This is a genomic window from Stutzerimonas xanthomarina DSM 18231 (assembly GCF_900129835.1).
GTDB lineage: Bacteria > Pseudomonadota > Gammaproteobacteria > Pseudomonadales > Pseudomonadaceae > Stutzerimonas > Stutzerimonas xanthomarina.
In genome coordinates, this window is the sequence record NZ_FQXA01000007.1 from 176074 (window position 1) to 194064 (window position 17991).

A 17991-nucleotide genomic window follows, 5' to 3' on the forward strand; every position below is an offset into this window, starting at 1 on the left:
TCTCATGGAATGGCTTAGCAACCCGGAAATCTGGGTCGCGTTTCTGACCCTGACCGCCCTGGAAATCGTCCTCGGCATCGACAACATCATCTTCATTTCCATTCTGGTCGGACGTTTGCCCAAGGAACAGCAGCCCAAGGCGCGCTTCTTTGGGCTGGCACTGGCGATGGTTACGCGGATTCTGTTGCTGTTGTCGATTGCATGGGTAATGCGCCTGACCAATGATCTGTTTACGGTATTCGAGCAAGGCGTATCCGGGCGCGACCTGATCCTTTTCTTTGGTGGCTTGTTCCTCTTGTTCAAGAGCACCATGGAAATCTGGCACAGCGTCGAAGGCGAAGAGGAGCAGGACGGCAGCACTGGCGGAGCGGTCAAGGCTGGATTCGTCGGCATCATCCTGCAGATTGCGGTAATTGATATCGTCTTCTCGCTGGACTCGGTGATTACCGCGGTGGGTCTGGTGGACAACGTACAGGTGATGGTCGCCGCAATCATCATCGCGGTCGGGGTCATGATGTTGGCGGCCGGCACCATCAGCGACTTCATCGAGAAGCATCCGACGCTGAAGATTCTCGCGCTGTCGTTCCTGATCGTGGTCGGCACCCTGCTGGTGGCTGAAGCCTTTGGCGCGCATGTGCCCAAGGGGTACGTGTACTTCGCCATGGCGTTCTCGCTGGGGGTCGAAGCGCTCAACATCCGCATGCGCAAGGCGATGAAGCGCAAGCTGAAAGAGCCGGTGAAACTCGGCAAGGACATGCCGGACTGAGAACCATAGCGGCTGCGCGGTGCAGCCGGTGGAGTGAGGATCAACCATGACGTTCGAAACCTGGCTTGCCTTCTTTATTGCCTGTTGGGTCATCAGCCTGTCGCCCGGCGCGGGCGCGATCGCCTCGATGTCCTGTGGCTTGCAGTACGGCTTCTGGCGTGGCTACTGGAACGCCATCGGCCTGCAAATCGCGCTGGCGCTGCAGATCGCGGTGGTGGCAGCCGGGGTAGGAGCAGTACTGGCAACCTCTTCGCTGGCCTTCAGTGTGATCAAGTGGTTCGGCGTCGCCTACCTGCTGTGGCTGGCACTGAAGCAATGGCGCGCGTTGCCGGAAATGCTCGATGACAGTTCCGCGCCTCGACCAATCGGCCGACCGCAGGCACTGGTGTTGCGCGGTTTTCTGGTCAATGCCAGCAACCCGAAAGCCATCGTGTTCATTCTTGCCGTGTTGCCGCAGTTCCTCGATCCGCAGCGAGACTTGGTAGTGCAGTACCTGCATATGGGCGCCACGATGGTGGTCGTCGACCTGATCGTCATGGCGGGCTATACCGGTCTGGCAGCCAAGGTGTTGCGGCTGCTGCGCACGCCGCGTCAGCAGCGGCTGGTCAACCGCAGTTTCGCCGCCATGTTCGCCGGTGCTGCCGCCTTGCTGGCCACGGTACAGCGGGCGGTAACATGACGGCAGCCGTGCCGTTGCGGGTATGGGTTGACGCCGATGCCTGTCCCAAGGCCGCAAAAGAACAGCTGATCAAGTTTGCGCTCAAGCGCAAATTCGAGGTCTTGCTGGTCGCGGGTCAGAGTCAGGTCAAGCCGGCCTTCGCCTGTGTTCGCCTGATTGTCGTGCCGAGTGGCCCGGATGCTGCGGACGATTACCTGGTCGAGCAAGCGCAGCCTGGCGAGCTGGTGATTTGCAGCGATGTGCCGCTGGCGGATCGCCTGGTGAAGAAAGGTGTAGCCGCGCTCGATCCGCGCGGGCGTGAATTCGATGAGCGCAACATGGGTGATCGTCTGGCGGTGCGCAATCTGTTCACTGATCTGCGTGAGCAGGGCCAGGTGGGCGGTGGCCAGGCGGCTTACGGCGACCGTGATCGCCAGGCATTCGCTAACGCGCTGGATCGTCTATTGACGCAGCTCGCTCGCACCGGCGTTCGCTAGCCGACGGCCGCTGTAGCAGGGTCTGTTTCCTTTCAGGTCGCGCTTTGTGATCAACCGCAGAGATAGGTGCCGGTGCCTACTGCGATCAACACGCCTTCTTCGTTGTGAAGTTCTGAGCGCACCACTGCCACCTTGTTGCCGGAACGTAACAGCGTTGCGGCGGCGCTGAAACGTTCGCCACGCCCTGGGCGCAGGTAGTCGATTCGCAGATCGATAGTGCCAAGGCGCGACAGGCGCAGGGCGCGCTCTTCGGTCGTCAGGTGCTGATGCTTTTCGAAGGCGCCGATCATCGCCATGGCGCCGCCCACGACGTCGAGCAGCGACGCGATCACCCCTCCATGCAAAATGCCGTGAAAGAAATTACCGACCAGCTCGTGCTTCATCGGCAGGTGCATCACTACGCGCTGGCGGGTCACTTCGTCCAGTTCGATGCCCAGGTATTCGTTGAACGGAATGCGCTCGAACAGCTGACGCACGGCGCGTTGTTGTTCTTCGATGGTGTCGATCGGGAGATTCATGCGTCAGGCTCTCGGGCAGGTCGAGCTAAGCTGCCGGAGGGCGACGGGATTGAACAGTGGCGCGGCGGGTGCGCCGGTGAGATTGGCTGTATCGCCACGGCACGAGCACCACAATTCCCGCCGTTGGGCGGGAATTGCGCGTAGGCGAGGCGCTACTTGCCGGTCAGTTCGAGTACCCGGTCGACCAGCTTGTAGATCCCCGATGCCGCGTCGCTGATGGATTGCGCCAGCATGTAGGCGGGGGTTGTCACCAGGTTATGCCTGGAATCCTCGACGATCTCGGTGACTTCGCACGCCTCATGTTCGATGCCCATCTCCCGCGCTGCGGCTGCCGCGGGATCGTCATCGTTGCCCAGCGTGCAGACCACGCCGCGGCCGAAGATCTGCGACGCCATGGTCGGTGCGATGCACATCATGCCGACCGGTTTGCCGGCCTCGGCAAACGCCTTGGCCAGTGACAGTACCTCGGGGAGAACGGTACAGCCGGCGCCCTGGGTGGCAAAGTCGGACAGGTTTTTTGCCGCGCCGAACCCGCCCGGCATGATCAACGCATCGAACTCTTCGACATTGGCTTCGCGCAATGCCTTGATTTCCCCGCGGGCCAGGCGTGCGGACTCGATTAGCACGTTGCGGCTTTCCTGCATCTCCTCGCCGGTTAGGTGGTTGATTACGTGCATTTGCTCGATGTCCGGAGCAAAGCATTGAACCTTGGCGCCACGCTGGTCCAGGCGCAACAGCGTGATAACGCTCTCGTAGATTTCCGAGCCGTCGTACACACCACAGCCGGAAAGAATTACGGCGACTTTTTTATTCATTGAGGTACTCCTGGTCAGGTTCAGCAGCCTGGCAACTAGACCAGGCGAATGCCTTCGATGCTAGCCGTCGGCGCGGCTCAAAGTAAGTCCATCGAGATGATGATTGGATTGCGCATCGCGGCGGGCGTTCCAACGTCGGTGCGTCTGGCTCAGGCGCTGAGCTACGGATATTGACTGTTCAAAGCACTGGCAGAGCCTGCCCATGGTGGCGACAATGAGGGCAATCGTCGGTCGAGCTGATGGCCTGTCATCAATCTGTCACGCTGTCGGCTTATAAACGTCATATTCGCCCGCCCTGCGGGCCAGGAGTTCACCGTGAGTTTCGTTCCCGCCAATCGCTTGTTCCCCGCTACCCGGCTGCGTCGTAATCGTCGTGATGATTTTTCGCGCCGCCTGGTGCGCGAGAACCGGCTGAGCGTGGATGACCTGATCCTTCCCGTGTTTGTGCTCGATGGTGAAAATCGTCGCGAGCAGGTGCCGTCGATGCCTGGCGTAGAGCGTCTTTCCATCGATCTGTTGCTGGAAGAGGCCGCAGAGCTGGTCGCGCTGGGCATTCCGGCACTGGCGCTGTTCCCGGTAACCCCGCTGGAGAAGAAATCGCTCGATGCGGCAGAGGCCTGGAATCCCGACGGTATCGCCCAGCGTGCCACCCGTGCGTTGCGTGAGCGCTTCCCGGAACTCGGCATTATCACCGACGTTGCGCTGGACCCCTTCACCACGCACGGGCAAGACGGCATTCTTGACGAGCAGGGCTACGTGCAAAACGACGTCACGGTCGACGCACTGGTCCGCCAGGCCCTGTCCCACGCAGAAGCGGGCGCACAGGTGGTCGCGCCATCGGACATGATGGACGGGCGCATCCAGGCCATTCGCGAAGCGCTGGAAGTGGCCGATCAGCACAACGTGCGGATCATGGCCTATTCGGCCAAATATGCCAGTGCCTACTACGGGCCGTTCCGCGATGCGGTGGGTTCGGCGGCGAATCTGGGCAAAGGCAGCAAGAATACCTATCAGATGGACCCTGCCAACGGTGATGAGGCGCTGCACGAAGTCGGCGCGGACCTTTCCGAAGGCGCCGATATGGTCATGGTCAAGCCGGGCATGCCTTATCTGGACATTCTTTGGCGAGTTAAAGATGCCTTTCGTGTGCCGACCTTCGTCTATCAGGTCAGCGGCGAGTATGCGATGCACATGGCGGCGATTCAGAATGGCTGGCTGAGCGAGGCGGTCATCCTCGAGTCGCTGACCGCCTTCAAGCGCGCAGGTGCTGATGGCATCCTCACCTATTTCGCCAAACAGGCGGCACAACAATTAAAACAGGGGCAATGAGCCCTGCCGAGGCAAAGCGATGACGAACCAGGGACTCAGCGAACGCGAATTGCAGGCTGCTGCCGTCGAGGCGCAGCCCCTCGAGGAGTTGGCGCCGCCAGCGCCTGAGGTGGAGAAAACAGAGGAGGTACCAGCGCCACCGGCGCCGCCGCCGAATCTGGATGACAACAGCCTCTATATCCACCGTGAGCTGTCACAGCTGCAATTCAATATCCGCGTGCTGGAACAGGCGCTGGACGAGTCCTATCCGCTGCTGGAGCGGCTCAAGTTCTTGCTGATCTTTTCCAGCAATCTGGATGAGTTTTTCGAGATTCGTGTCGCCGGGCTGAAGAAGCAAGTCACCTTCGCGCGTGAGCAGGCCGGTGCCGACGGTCTGCAGCCGCACCAGGCGCTGGCGCGTATTTCCGAACTGGTCCATGAGCAGGTCAACCGCCAGTATTCGATTCTCAACGAGGTCCTGCTACCAGAGCTGGCCAAGCATCAGGTGCGCTTCATCCGGCGGCGCAACTGGACAACCAAGATCAAGGCCTGGGTACGCCGCTTTTTCCGCGACGAGATCGCGCCGATCATCACGCCCATCGGTCTGGACCCCACCCACCCGTTCCCGTTGCTGGTCAATAAGAGTCTGAATTTCATTGTCGAGCTTGAAGGTATCGATGCCTTCGGCCGCGATTCCGGGCTGGCGATCATTCCTGCCCCGCGGTTGTTGCCGCGGGTTATCCGGGTGCCGGAGGACGTAGGTGGGCCGGGTGCCAACTACGTGTTCCTCTCTTCGATGATTCACGCCCATGCCGACGACCTGTTCCATGGCATGAAGGTCAATGGCTGCTACCAGTTCCGCCTGACACGCAATGCCGACCTGTCGGTCGATACCGAAGACGTCGAGGACCTGGCGAGAGCATTGCGCGGAGAGCTGATTTCCCGGCGCTATGGCGACGCAGTGCGGCTGGAAGTGGCGGATACCTGTCCGAAGCACCTCGCGGATTTCCTGCTCAAGCAGTTCAGCCTGAGCGAGAGCGAACTGTATCGGGTCAACGGCCCGGTCAATTTGACTCGGCTGTTCGGTATCACCGGACTGGATAGCCACCCGGAATTGCAGTACATGCCTTTCACGCCGGCGATCCCGAAGCTGTTGCAGAACAGCGAAAACATATTCAGCGTGGTCGGCAAGCAGGACATTCTGTTGCTGCACCCCTACGAATCCTTTACGCCGGTGGTCGACCTGCTGCGCGAGGCGGCGAAGGACCCTTGCGTCCTGGCGGTCAAGCAGACGCTTTATCGCTCCGGTGCCAATTCCGAAATCGTCGACGCGCTGGTTGAAGCCGCGCGCAATGGCAAGGAAGTCACTGCGGTCATCGAACTGCGTGCGCGCTTCGATGAGGAATCCAACCTGCAATTGGCCAGTCGGTTGCAGCAGGCCGGGGCCGTGGTGATCTACGGCGTGGTGGGCTACAAGACTCACGCCAAGATGATGCTGATACTGCGCCGGGAGAATGGTGAGCTGCGGCGCTACGCCCATCTCGGGACGGGTAACTACCACGCCGGTAACGCGCGGCTGTACACCGACTACAGCCTGCTGACCTCGGATGACGCGCTCTGCGAAGACGTGTCCAAGCTGTTCAGTCAGTTGATCGGCATGGGCAAGACCATGCGCATGAAGAAACTGCTGCATGCGCCGTTCACCCTGAAGAAAGCGCTGCTCGACATGATCGCTCAGGAGACGCAGCATGCCAGCGAAGGTAAGCCGGCGCATATCATCCTCAAGATCAATTCGCTGACCGACGCGAAGATGATCCGAGCGTTGTACAAAGCCAGTCAGACCGGCGTGCGCATCGATCTGATCGTGCGCGGCATGTGCTGTCTGCGCCCGGGGATTCTCGGGGTCTCGCACAATATCCAGGTGCGCTCGATCATCGGGCGCTTCCTCGAGCACAGCCGCGTGTTCTATTTCCTCAACGGGGGCGATGAGAAGCTGTACCTGTCCAGCGCCGATTGGATGGAGCGCAACCTGGATCGCCGGGTCGAGACCTGCTTCCCGGTCGAAGGCAAGAAGCTGGTGACGCGGGTGAAGAAGGAGCTCGAGGGCTTCCTGACCGACAACACCCAGAGTTGGGTGCTGCAGCCGGACGGCAGTTACCTGCGTAACAGCCCGAGTGGTAACCAGAATCCGCGAAACGTACAGAACGCTTTGCTGGAACGTCTGGGTAGCCCGACTGCGCGATAAGCAGCCGGCTTCTCAAGGGTGGTGACTGGCGAGTTGGCCCGCCGCCCGCTGGATTCAGCGTACGCTGAGGGTGAAATCGATTCGCTTGAGCCAGTCCGCTTCCAGCGCGAAATCCGCCTGCGTCAGCGGATTGTTGGCTAGCCAGCCATCAGGAAAGGCTACGTCCAGGCTGTTGTCGCCAGCGTTGAGCTGAAACGCTGGCGCTTGTTGCGGGCCGCGGATGTGGTGAAAAAGGATCGCGAAGCGCAGCAGCACACAGAGCCTAGTCAGCTTCACGCCGTCTTCGCTCATTTCTTCGAATTTCTGCCTGGGTATGTTGCGCCGATGGCCGCGAACCAGCAGCGCCAGCATCTGCTGATCCTGACGCGAGAAGCCGGGCAAGTCGGAGTGCTCGATCAGGTAAGCACCATGTTTGTGGTAGTGGTAGTGGGCGATATCCAGGCCGACCTCATGCACGCGGGCGGCCCAGCCGAGCAGTTCCCGCAGCCATTCCTCATCCAGCCCCCAGGCCGATGACACCTGATCGAACGCCTCCAGCGCCTTGCTTTCAACCCGTGCGGCCTGCTCGGTATCGACGTGGTAGCGCTCCATCAGGAAGCTCAGCGTACGGTCGCGGATATCTTCCTGATGATGCCGGCCGATCAGGTCGTAGAGCACGCCTTCGCGCAATGCGCCTTCAGAGTGCGCCATGCTGGTCAGTGCCAGGGCGTCGAAGATCGCTTCGAGAATGGCCAGGCCTGCGGGGAAGATGCCTTTGCGGTCCGGTTTGATGCCGTCCAGATCGAGCTTTTCCACTTCGCCCAGCTTGAACAGTTTGCGCTTGAGCCAGCCGATGCCATCAGCCGTGACTTCACCATTGCCAAGCCCGGCGCTCTTGATCGCGAGACCGACGGCGCGAATGGTGCCGGACGCACCCACCGCATCCTGCCAGCCGAGCCGGTGCAGGCCGTGCTCGACGCTCATTAGCTCCAGCCTCGCGGCGGTATAGGCCTGCGCGTAGCGGGCCGGCGTAATCTTGCCGTCCTGAAAAAACCGCTGCGTGAAGCTCACGCAGCCCATCTGCAGGCTCTCACGCAACAGCGAATCGAAACCCTCGCCGATGATGAATTCGGTGCTGCCGCCGCCAATGTCGACAACCAGGCGCTTGCCGCTAGAGGCAGGAAAAGTATGCGAAACGCCCAGGTAGATGAGCCGTGCTTCTTCTCGGCCGGAAATCACCTCGACCTGATGCTGGATGATCGTCTCAGCCTGTCGAATGAATTGCGCGCGGTTGCGCGCTTCGCGCAGGGCGTTGGTGCCGACCACCCGCACCGCCCCCTGGGGGAGATGATTGACCAGCTGAGCGAAGCGGCGAAGGCAGTCCAGGCCACGCTGCATGGCAGCATCGTCGAGCTGTCTGTTCTCATCAATGCCGGCGGCCAGCTGGACCTTTTCGCCGAGCCGCTCGAGGATGCGCATCTCGCCGTTGCTGGTGCGGGCCAGCACCATGTGGAAGCTGTTCGAGCCGAGATCAAGGGCGGCGATCATCGGAAAGGGTTCGGCGGCTGTTGGGCGCATGGGGCAGTCTCTGTGCAAAACCCCGACATCCTGACATGATCGCCGTCATCCGCCAACGCGCAGCGCTGCGCCATAGCGCTCCGTGATCGATCCATTGTGCCTTCCATGGTCTATTGCCCAAGCGACAGGCTGCGACTTTCGATCCGCACCAAGCCGGGCTATGATGGCGTCACTTCTGATTTTGACCCTGGAGAAACTCCATGAGCGAATACATCAACAACGTCAGCGACAGCAGCTTCGAGCAGGACGTGCTCCAGGCCGATGGCCCTGTTCTGGTCGATTACTGGGCCGAGTGGTGTGGCCCGTGCAAGATGATTGCTCCGGTACTCGATGAGATCGCCAAGGAATACGAAGGCAAGCTCAAAGTCTGCAAATTGAACATCGACGAGAACCAGGAAACCCCGCCAAAGTATGGCGTACGCGGTATTCCGACCCTGATGCTGTTCAAGAACGGCAACGTCGAGGCGACCAAGGTAGGTGCGCTGTCGAAGTCGCAGCTGGCAGCGTTTCTGGATAGCAATATCTGATTCACGGTTGCTGCTTTCAAAAGCCCTCGCAAACGCGGGGGCTTTTTTATAACTGCAGGGTGGACGCTTCGCCTGCACGGTGCTAAATTCGGCCCTGCGACGCTTCTCCGTCGCCCTCTGCATGCCGTCGCCGACGCACTTCAGCCTCATAAAGCACAACGAACCTGTTCGTCTCTTGCTGCGCGGCTTCTCAAGCTAATCGCTTTCTTCACCCCTTCTGACTCTTTCTATGAATCTGACCGAACTTAAGCAAAAGCCCATCACCGAACTGCTGGAAATGGCCGAACAGATGGGCATCGACAACATGGCCCGTTCGCGCAAGCAGGACGTGATTTTCTCTCTGCTGAAAAAGCACGCGAAAAGCGGTGAGGAAATTTCCGGTGATGGCGTGCTGGAGATTCTCCAGGATGGCTTCGGCTTCCTGCGCTCCGCGGATTCTTCCTATCTCGCCGGGCCTGACGACATTTATGTCTCGCCGAGCCAGATTCGCCGCTTTAACCTACGCACCGGCGACACCATCGTCGGCAAAATTCGCCCGCCGAAAGAAGGCGAGCGTTACTTCGCGTTGCTCAAGGTCGACACGATCAACTTCGATCGTCCAGAGAACGCCAAGAACAAGATTCTGTTCGAAAACCTGACGCCGCTTTTCGCCAACAAGCGACTGACGATGGAAGCCGGTAATGGCTCCACCGAAGACCTGACCGGCCGGGTGATCGATCTCTGTGCGCCAATCGGCAAGGGCCAGCGTGGCCTGATCGTCGCCCCGCCGAAAGCGGGCAAGACCATCATGCTGCAGAACATTGCCAGCAACATCACCCGTAACAACCCTGAGTGCCACCTGATCGTCCTGCTGATCGACGAGCGCCCGGAAGAAGTGACCGAAATGCAGCGCACTGTGCGCGGCGAAGTGGTCGCCTCCACCTTCGACGAGCCGCCGACCCGCCACGTGCAGGTCGCCGAGATGGTGATCGAGAAGGCCAAGCGGCTGGTCGAACACAAGAAGGACGTGGTGATCCTGCTGGACTCCATCACCCGTCTGGCCCGTGCCTATAACACCGTGATTCCGAGCTCGGGGAAGGTGTTGACCGGTGGTGTTGACGCTCACGCTCTGGAGAAGCCCAAGCGTTTCTTCGGTGCTGCGCGGAATATCGAGGAAGGCGGCAGTCTGACCATTCTCGCCACCGCGCTGGTGGAAACCGGTTCGAAGATGGACGAGGTGATTTACGAGGAATTCAAGGGCACCGGTAACCTTGAGTTGCAGCTTGATCGCCGTATCGCCGAGAAGCGCGTGTTCCCTGCCATCAACATCAACAAGTCCGGCACCCGCCGCGAAGAGTTGCTGACCAGCGAGGAAGAGCTGCAGCGCATCTGGATTCTGCGCAAATTGCTGCATCCAATGGATGAAAGCGCAGCCATCGAGTTCCTGCTCGACAAGCTCAAGGACACCAAGACCAACGAAGAATTCTTCATGTCAATGAAGCGCAAGTAAGCGTCTGGTCATGTCACCGAGGCCGGGGAAACCCGGCCTCTGTCTGTCTGCAGGTTTTGAATCGGCCCGCGCCAAGGCTAAACTCGTCGCCCCGACACCTGCCGGCCCCTGCGAGGCTCAAGCATGCAGTATCGCGATCTGCGCGACTTTATTCGAGGTCTGGAACAGCGCGGTGAACTCAGGCGCGTTTCAACCGCCGTATCGCCCGTTCTGGAAATGACCGAGATCTGCGACCGAACCCTGCGCAAGCAGGGCCCGGCGCTGCTGTTCGAGAATCCGACCGGCTTCGATATGCCGGTACTCGGAAACCTCTTCGGCACGCCCAAGCGTGTTGCCCTGGGTATGGGTGCTGACGAGGTGTCCGAGCTGCGCGAGATCGGCAAACTCTTGGCCTTTCTCAAAGAGCCGGAACCGCCAAAAGGGCTGAAGGACGCCTGGAACAAGCTGCCGATCTACAAGAAGGTCATCAGCATGGCGCCCAAGGTGCTCAAGGACGCGCCCTGCCAGGAAGTGGTCATCGAAGGTGATGATGTCGATCTGTCCCGGTTACCGGTGCAGACCTGCTGGCCAGGCGATGCTGGGCCACTGATCACTTGGGGGCTTACGATTACCAAGGGCCCTAACAAGGAGCGGCAGAACCTTGGTATCTATCGTCAACAGGTGATCGGCCGCAATAAAGTGATCATGCGTTGGCTCAGTCATCGGGGCGGCGCGCTGGACTTTCGTGAATGGTGTGAGAAGTATCCCGACCGACCCTATCCGGTGGCGGTGGCGCTCGGCGCCGATCCGGCCACGATTCTCGGCGCCGTCACGCCTGTTCCAGATTCGCTGTCCGAATATGCGTTTGCTGGCCTGCTGCGCGGCAGCCGTACCGAGCTGGTCAAATGCCGGGGCAGCGACTTGCAGGTGCCAGCTGGGGCTGAAATCGTTCTCGAAGGGTACATTCAGCCTGGCGAGATGGCCGATGAAGGGCCATACGGTGATCACACCGGCTACTACAACGAAGTCGACCGCTTCCCGGTATTCACTGTCGAGCGCATCACCAAGCGCCGCGATGCGATTTATCACAGCACCTATACCGGAAGGCCACCGGACGAGCCGGCAATTCTCGGCGTTGCGCTCAATGAGGTGTTCGTCCCGATCCTGCAGAAGCAGTTCCCGGAAATCACCGATTTCTATCTACCACCGGAAGGCTGTTCCTACCGCATGGCGGTAGTAACCATGAAGAAGCAGTACCCTGGCCACGCCAAGCGCGTGATGCTGGGCGTATGGAGCTTTTTGCGGCAGTTCATGTACACCAAGTTCGTCATCGTTACTGACGACGATATCAATGCTCGGGACTGGAATGACGTTATCTGGGCGATCACTACACGTATGGATCCCAAGCGCGATACGGTGCTGATTGAGAATACGCCGATCGATTATCTCGACTTCGCCTCGCCGGTATCCGGTCTTGGCAGCAAGATGGGGCTCGATGCGACCCACAAGTGGCCGGGTGAGACCAGCCGTGAATGGGGGCGCGTCATCGTCCAGGATGAGGCCGTCAAGCGGAGAGTCGACGAACTCTGGGCCGACCTGGGCATCGACTGATGACCAGTCGCGCATTTACTCAGGTTTTGAATTGATGAAAGTAACCCTGCAACCTTCCGGAGCAGTGCTCGACGTCGAACGTGGTGAGTTGATCCTCGACGCCGCGCGCCGGTTGGGCTACGACTGCCCGCAGGCATGCCGCAACGGTAACTGCCTGATCTGCGCCGCCCTGTTGGTGAACGGCCGGGTGCGTCAGCGCGGTGAAAGCCATGATCATGGCGAGGTCTTCGCCTGCCTGGCTGAGCCCGAAGAAGACTGCGTCCTGCTGTGGGATGGGGTGCTCGCACCGGGCGAGCTCCCGGTGCGTACGCTCAGTTGCCAGCTCGTCAGCTGTGAAGAGGTGGGCGGCGACGTGTTTCGTCTGCTGCTCCGCGCGCCGGCCGGAAAACCGCCGCGCTATCACGCGGGGCAGTACTTGCTGCTCGAGCGTGAGGATGGAGAATACAGCGCCTTTTCGCTAGCGTCCGCGCCAGGGCGCGGGCGTGAGCTCGAACTTCATGTGCTGGCACGCGAATCGTCAGCCATCGACCTGTTGCAGTTGATCAGGCGCACCGGGACAGCACGCGTGCAGATGCCGTTCGGCGATACCCATCTCGCCGAGCTGCCGAAAGGGCCGCTGGTGCTGATCGCCGCAGGTACCGGTATGGCCCAGATGCACAGCCTGATCGAACATTGCCGGGCCGAGGGCTTCGACTATCCGGTACATCTGTACTGGGGCGTGCGTCGACCTGAAGATTTCTATCAATTGCCGCATTGGCAGGAATGGCAGCAGATGCCCAATCTGTTTCTGCATCAGGTTGTCAGCGACATTTGTGAGTGGACGGGGCGGTGCGGCATGCTGCACGAAGCGGTCTGTGAGGACTTCACCGATCTCGAACCGGTCCATGTCTATGCCAGTGGCTCTCCGGCCATGGTCTACGGCACGCTGGATGCTTTGGTGGAGGCGGGGATGGATGCGAAACAGATGCGTGCAGATGTGTTTGCCTATGCGCCACGGGATCTGTAGAGCCAGGCGCTGGGCAGGTCCTGAGCACCGGTCGAGAAGCAGCGCTGACTACAGCGCTGCTTCCGGGCTTAGCTAAAGCCTCGGCTCAGCGACTCTGGCGCTGCTGTAGCAGCAGGTTCTTGTAGCCACTCGCTGATAGTGCCTTCTGGGCCTGATCGAGTCTTGCCCGGTCGGCAAATGGCCCGACCAGCACCCGATACCACTCCTCGTCACGCACGGTCACGTTCTCAACCCGTACATCCTGGCCGAGCAGAATGATCTGCGCTCTGACTTTTTCCGCTTCGGGCTTTTTGCGAAACGAGCCGGCCTGCAGGAAGAACTGAGTCACTGGTGCCTTGGCCACTGTCGGTGGAGGCGGTGGGACCTGGCCGTTGAGAGCGGCTTCGGCGCGCGCTGCGTCGATCTTGGCGGCGTCCTCCGGTGTAACCGGCTTGGCCGGCTCTGGCTCTGGCTTTGGCGCTTCAGGCGGCAGGATCACCTCAGACTCAGGCAGCAGTGTATAGAAGTCGTACTTCGGTTTCGCTGGCTGGCCCGTAGTGGAGGGCGAACGCTTTGGCATCTCCTTGGGCTTGGCTGTGTCCTTGGCGCGCTTGATCTCATCGCCGCCAGGTTCGAGGTTCATCAGGAACACGATGAAGCCACCGATAACCAGGCCGCAAACCAGCCAGACCCAGCCGGGAACGGGCTTCTTGGCGGGTGCCTGGTAGCGGCTCGCGCCACGTTTCGGGGCGGGTTTTTTCCTGGCTGCCACTTACATCCGCTCCAGCGTTTCCAGGCCAAGCAGGGAGAGGCCCTGTTTCAGCGTCTTGCCGGTCAGGGCAGCCAGACGCAGACGGCTCTGTTTTACAGTCTCGCTCTCGGCGCCGAGTATCGGACAGTGCTCGTAGAAGCTGGAGAACAGCCCCGCCAGGTCATATAGATAGCTGCACAGCAGGTGGGGTACGCCCTTTTCCGCCACACCGTTAAGCACTTCGGCGAACTGAGCCAGCTTCGCGCCAAGCGCTTGCTCTTGTTCGGCTTCCATATTGATCTCGCCATTGAGTCCGTCCATGCCGGTACCCAGCTTGCGAAACACGCTGGCTACTCGGGTATAGGCATAGAGCAGGTAGGGCGCTGTGTTGCCTTCAAAGCTGAGCATGTGCTCGAAGTTGAAGCTGTAATCGCTGGTGCGGTGCTTGGACAGGTCTGCATATTTCACTGCGCCGATACCGACAGCTCGGGCGATCTGCCGCAGCTCCCCTTCTTCCAGATCCGGGTTTTTGCCTTTGACCAGGCTATAGGCACGTTGCTCGGCTTCGTCGAGCAGGTCGACCAGCTTCACGGTGCCGCCATCACGGGTCTTGAAGGGCCGACCGTCCGCACCGTTCATGGTGCCGAAACCCATGTGTTCGAGTTGCATGTCGCTGCCGACGAAGCCGGCGCGTCTTGCCACCTCGAAAGTCATCTGGAAATGCAGCGCCTGGCGCTGATCGACGAAGTACAGCGCGCGATCCGCCTTCAACTGCTGGCTGCGGTAGCGCATGGAGGCCAGGTCGGTGGTCGCATACAGATAGCCGCCGCCCGCTTTCTGCACAATCACTGGAAGCGGGTTGCCTTCGGCGTTCTTGAATTCATCGAGAAAGACGCATTGGGCGCCGTTGCTTTCGCTCAACAGCCCTTTGGCCTTGAGCGATGCGACTATGTCGGCCAGTTCGGCGTTGTAGGCGCTTTCGCCCTTGACGTCGTCCGGGGTAAGCCGGACGTTGAGGCGGTCATAGACTTGCTGCGCATGGCTGAGTGAGAGTTCGTTGAACTGCTTCCATAGCCGCAGGCATTCGGCGTCGCCGGCCTGAAGCTCGACGACGAGCTGGCGTGCGCGCTCGGCAAACTCGGGCGATTCGTCAAACCGTTGCTTTGCCGCTCGGTAGAAGCCTTCCAGATCGGCCAGCTCGGGAGAGTCGAAACCCTTAGGTTGTTCCTTCACGTAAGCCAGCAGCATGCCGAACTGGGTGCCCCAATCGCCCACGTGGTTCTGCCGGATTACCTCGTCACCGAGGAACTCAAGAACGCGCGCGACGGCATCGCCAATGATTGTCGAGCGCAGGTGGCCGACGTGCATTTCCTTCGCCAGGTTCGGTGAGGAGAGGTCGACCACAACGCGTTGCTTAGAGCCCGTTTTGCTGACGCTGAGATGAGTGTCGGCAAGGGCGGCGTCCAACCGCTGCGCCAACGCAGCGCTGTTCTGGAAGAAATTGAGAAAGCCCGGGCCGGCAATTTCCACTTTGCTGACGCCGGGGTCTGCTGGCAATGCTTCGATGAGCTTTTGTGCCAGATCGCGCGGCTTCATCCCGGCGGGCTTGGCCAGCATCATCGCGACGTTGCTGGCAAAGTCGCCGTGGGTCTTGTCGCGGGTGTTCTCCACCTGAATAGTCGGGTTCGCCCCCTCCGGCAGCACGCCTTCAGCGGTGAGACGGGCCAGGGCTTGCTGGATCAGATGGCGGATGCTGTCTTTCATTATTTGCTCGGTCGGCCGTGGGCTCTGGTCGAAAACTGGACATTATCAGTGCCCCGAGGGCGAACCTTCAAGGCTTAAGGTGCTTAGTTGCGCGGGAGCCTGTGTGATAGCTCGACGTCAGAACAGGTCGATCGGGTCAACATCCAGTGACCAGCGGACGCTGCGGCTGCCGGGCAGCGTCTCCACCCGCGGCAGCCAGGTGTTCATAAGATTATGTAGAGGCGCGCGGGCGTTGGCTTGTAACAGCAGCTGCGCGCGAAAGCGTCCGGCACGTCGTTCCATCGGAGCGGGCACCGGCCCGAGCAATTCGACCCCTGTCAGGCCGAGTTGCATCATCAGCTGTTCGGCCTGGCTGCAGGCCTCGTCGAGAAAGTCTTCGGCTTGGCCGGGTTTCGCCGCCTCGGCCCGCAGCAACGCAAGATGGCTGAAAGGCGGCAAGCCGGCAGCGCGACGCTCGCTTAGCGCCTGTTCAGCGAAGGCAAAATAGCCCTGCTCCGTCAGTTGGACCAGCAGCGGGTGATCAGCCAAATGGGTCTGGATGATCACCTTGCCGGGCGCTTCGGCCCGCCCGGCGCGGCCGGCTACCTGGACAATCAGTTGAGCCATGCGTTCGCTGGCGCGGAAGTCTGCCGAGAACAATCCGCCGTCGGCATCAAGGATGGCCACCAGGGTTACACGGGGGAAGTGGTGGCCCTTCGCAAGCATCTGGGTGCCCACCAGCACGCACGGCTCGCCGCGGTTGATAGTGCTCAGCAGTTGCTCCATCGAACCCTTTCGAGAAGTGCTGTCACGATCGATGCGCAGCACCGGATAGTCAGGAAAGAGCGTTATTAGGCGCTCTTCGGCGCGCTCGGTGCCCGCACCGACGGGTCTCAGGTCTAGCTTATTGCAGTCCGGGCAGCTGTGCGGTCGGCGTTCTGTATGGCCGCAGTGGTGGCAGCGCAGCTCATTATGGCGTTGATGCAAGGTCATTCTGGCGTCGCAGCGAGGACACTGACCGATCCAGCCGCAGTCGTGACACAGCAGCGAGGGCGCGAAGCCGCGCCGATTGAGGAAGACCAGTACCTGCTGGCTGGCAGCAAGCGTTTGCGCGATGGCCTGCTGCAACGGGCCGGAAATGCCGGAATCGAGCGGGCGGCTCTTGACGTCCAGGCGGAGGAAGCGTGGCGGCTGTGCACCGCCGGCACGCTCGGTCAGCCTCAGCAGTCCGTAGCGACCGCTATGCGCGTTATGCAGGCTTTCCAGCGACGGCGTTGCAGACCCCAACAGGATCGGTACGTTTTCCTCGCGCGCCCTGACTACGGCCAGGTCGCGCGCGTGGTAGCGCAGGCCTTCCTGTTGCTTATAGGAGGCGTCATGCTCTTCGTCGAGAATGATCAGTCCAGGGTTTTTCATCGGGGTGAACAGTGCAGAGCGGGTGCCGATGATGATGTCTGCCTCACCGTCTCGTGCCGCGAGCCAGGCATCCAGCCGCTCGCGATCGTTGATGTTGGAATGGAGCAGAGCGATGCGGGCATTGAAGCGCTTCTCGAAGCGGGCCAGGGTTTGTGGCCCGAGGTTAATCTCGGGGATCAATACCAGCGCCTGCTTGCCTGTCTCCAGCACCTGATGGATCAACTGCAGGTAAACTTCGGTCTTGCCGCTTCCGGTGACACCGGCGAGCAGGTATGCCTGGAAGCCATCCAGGCCGGCGCGAATGGCTTCGAAGGCAGCTCGTTGCTGCTGATTCAGCGGTAGCTCCGGTTGCAGCAGCCAGCTGCCCTGGTGTCGCTGACTCGGGTGGCTGCGCCGGGTTTCGACTCGCAGCAAACCTTTCTGCAGCAGTAGGTCAAGGCTGTCCTTGCTTAACTGAAGTTGGGAAAGCAAGGCATGCGCCACACCATGTGGATGCTGAGCGATGGTCTTGAGGGCTTCGCGTTGGCGAGGGGCCCGGCTCAGTCGAGGGTCGTCCGGTCGTGCGCCGTTGGCGGCATGCCAGAACCGCTTCTGCCTCGCCTCGGCGGGTTCGCCCTGACGCAGCAGGACTGGCAGCGCCCAGCTGAAGGTATCGCCAAGGCTGTGTTGGTAATACTGGGCGGTCCATAGGCATAGCTTGAGCAGCGGTGACGGCAGAGGAGGTCGCGCATCGAGCAGCTCCAAAGCCGGTTTGAGCTTCGCCTCGGGAACTTCGCTGTGGCTGACGACTTCCACCAGTATCCCGATGACCTCGCGTCGGCCAAAGGGCACGCGCAGGCGCATTCCAGGCTGCAGCCCGGCGTGCGGAATGCCAGCTGGCGGGAGGTAATCGAAGAGTCTGCGCAATGGTGAGGGCAGCGCGAGGCGGAGTATGTATAGCGGCACGCGAAAGTCCTTGGCGGCGAATTCCGATCTTAAACGATCCGGCGGAGCGGCAGGCTCGTCTGTAGTCTCGGGCTGTCTGGTTGCGTGCGACCAGAGCTGCGTATTAGTCCGATCAGCTGCCCTTGCATCAGCTCCTTGCTCTGGTATCATTCGCGCCCTTCCGTGCGGTACTCGACATAGG

General features: G+C 60.7%; 15 protein-coding genes. 9 read left to right on the forward strand and 6 right to left on the reverse strand.

What is annotated here, in order from left to right; translation table 11 throughout:
• The first annotated feature begins 4 nt into the window (after positions 1-4).
• From BUE09_RS17740 to BUE09_RS17750, 3 genes are read left to right on the forward strand one after another with little or no spacing between them, the layout of a single operon-like run.
• Positions 5-766, forward strand: coding sequence for a TerC family protein (locus tag BUE09_RS17740; RefSeq protein WP_073303018.1), 762 nt, complete (start codon positions 5-7; stop codon positions 764-766).
• 46 nt (positions 767-812) lie between these two features.
• Entirely contained in the window at positions 813-1445 is a 633-nt protein-coding gene (locus BUE09_RS17745; RefSeq protein WP_073303020.1) for a LysE family transporter, read from the forward strand.
• Between the two features lie 14 nt (positions 1446-1459).
• On the forward strand, positions 1460-1921 hold the full coding sequence (locus tag BUE09_RS17750; protein ID WP_073303159.1) for a YaiI/YqxD family protein: 462 nt from the start codon (positions 1460-1462) through the stop codon (positions 1919-1921).
• Between the two features lie 50 nt (positions 1922-1971).
• Here the strand turns inward: BUE09_RS17750 and BUE09_RS17755 are convergent, their stop codons facing one another.
• Both BUE09_RS17755 and elbB read right to left on the reverse strand, forming a co-directional pair.
• Positions 1972-2439, reverse strand: coding sequence for a thioesterase family protein (locus tag BUE09_RS17755; protein WP_073303022.1), 468 nt, complete (start codon positions 2437-2439; stop codon positions 1972-1974).
• Positions 2440-2591: 152 nt separating this feature from the next.
• Complete coding sequence (gene elbB, locus BUE09_RS17760) at positions 2592-3254, reverse strand: isoprenoid biosynthesis glyoxalase ElbB (protein WP_073303024.1); 663 nt, start codon at positions 3252-3254, stop codon at positions 2592-2594.
• Between the two features lie 315 nt (positions 3255-3569).
• On the opposite strand from elbB, the gene hemB reads away from it, so the two are divergent.
• Together hemB and ppk1 are read left to right on the forward strand one after the other, a co-directional pair.
• Complete coding sequence (hemB, locus tag BUE09_RS17765; protein ID WP_073303026.1) at positions 3570-4583, forward strand: porphobilinogen synthase; 1014 nt, start codon at positions 3570-3572, stop codon at positions 4581-4583.
• 19 nt (positions 4584-4602) lie between these two features.
• On the forward strand, positions 4603-6807 hold the full coding sequence (gene ppk1 / locus BUE09_RS17770; RefSeq protein ID WP_073303029.1) for a polyphosphate kinase 1: 2205 nt from the start codon (positions 4603-4605) through the stop codon (positions 6805-6807).
• 54 nt (positions 6808-6861) lie between these two features.
• Here ppk1 and ppx read toward each other — a convergent pair whose 3' ends face one another.
• Complete coding sequence (gene ppx, locus BUE09_RS17775; protein WP_073303031.1) at positions 6862-8364, reverse strand: exopolyphosphatase; 1503 nt, start codon at positions 8362-8364, stop codon at positions 6862-6864.
• A gap of 200 nt (positions 8365-8564) precedes the next feature.
• On the opposite strand from ppx, the gene trxA reads away from it, so the two are divergent.
• The 4 genes from trxA to BUE09_RS17795 all read left to right on the forward strand — a co-directional run bounded on the left by trxA (position 8565) and on the right by BUE09_RS17795 (position 12976).
• Positions 8565-8891 carry a thioredoxin TrxA gene (trxA, locus tag BUE09_RS17780; protein ID WP_019341284.1) on the forward strand — a complete coding sequence of 109 codons (327 nt, stop codon included), beginning with the start codon at positions 8565-8567 and terminating at the stop codon, positions 8889-8891.
• A 229-nt stretch (positions 8892-9120) separates the two neighbouring features.
• The gene (gene rho / locus BUE09_RS17785; RefSeq protein WP_073303033.1) at positions 9121-10380 is read left to right on the forward strand and encodes a transcription termination factor Rho; all 1260 of its coding nucleotides are present in this window, start codon (positions 9121-9123) and stop codon (positions 10378-10380) included.
• Between the two features lie 123 nt (positions 10381-10503).
• Positions 10504-11970 carry a 4-hydroxy-3-polyprenylbenzoate decarboxylase gene (ubiD, locus tag BUE09_RS17790; protein WP_073303035.1) on the forward strand — a complete coding sequence of 489 codons (1467 nt, stop codon included), beginning with the start codon at positions 10504-10506 and terminating at the stop codon, positions 11968-11970.
• Between the two features lie 34 nt (positions 11971-12004).
• Positions 12005-12976 carry a CDP-6-deoxy-delta-3,4-glucoseen reductase gene (locus BUE09_RS17795; protein WP_073303044.1) on the forward strand — a complete coding sequence of 324 codons (972 nt, stop codon included), beginning with the start codon at positions 12005-12007 and terminating at the stop codon, positions 12974-12976.
• Between the two features lie 85 nt (positions 12977-13061).
• Here BUE09_RS17795 and BUE09_RS17800 read toward each other — a convergent pair whose 3' ends face one another.
• The 3 genes from BUE09_RS17800 to BUE09_RS17810 all read right to left on the reverse strand — a co-directional run bounded on the left by BUE09_RS17800 (position 13062) and on the right by BUE09_RS17810 (position 17810).
• On the reverse strand, positions 13062-13727 hold the full coding sequence (locus BUE09_RS17800) for an SPOR domain-containing protein (protein WP_073303046.1): 666 nt from the start codon (positions 13725-13727) through the stop codon (positions 13062-13064).
• Positions 13728-15470 (reverse strand): arginine--tRNA ligase, encoded by a 1743-nt coding sequence (argS, locus tag BUE09_RS17805; RefSeq protein WP_073303048.1) that lies wholly within the window; start codon positions 15468-15470, stop codon positions 13728-13730.
• Positions 15471-15587: 117 nt separating this feature from the next.
• Complete coding sequence (locus tag BUE09_RS17810; RefSeq protein WP_073303051.1) at positions 15588-17810, reverse strand: primosomal protein N'; 2223 nt, start codon at positions 17808-17810, stop codon at positions 15588-15590.
• Positions 17811-17991 lie beyond the last annotated feature (181 nt).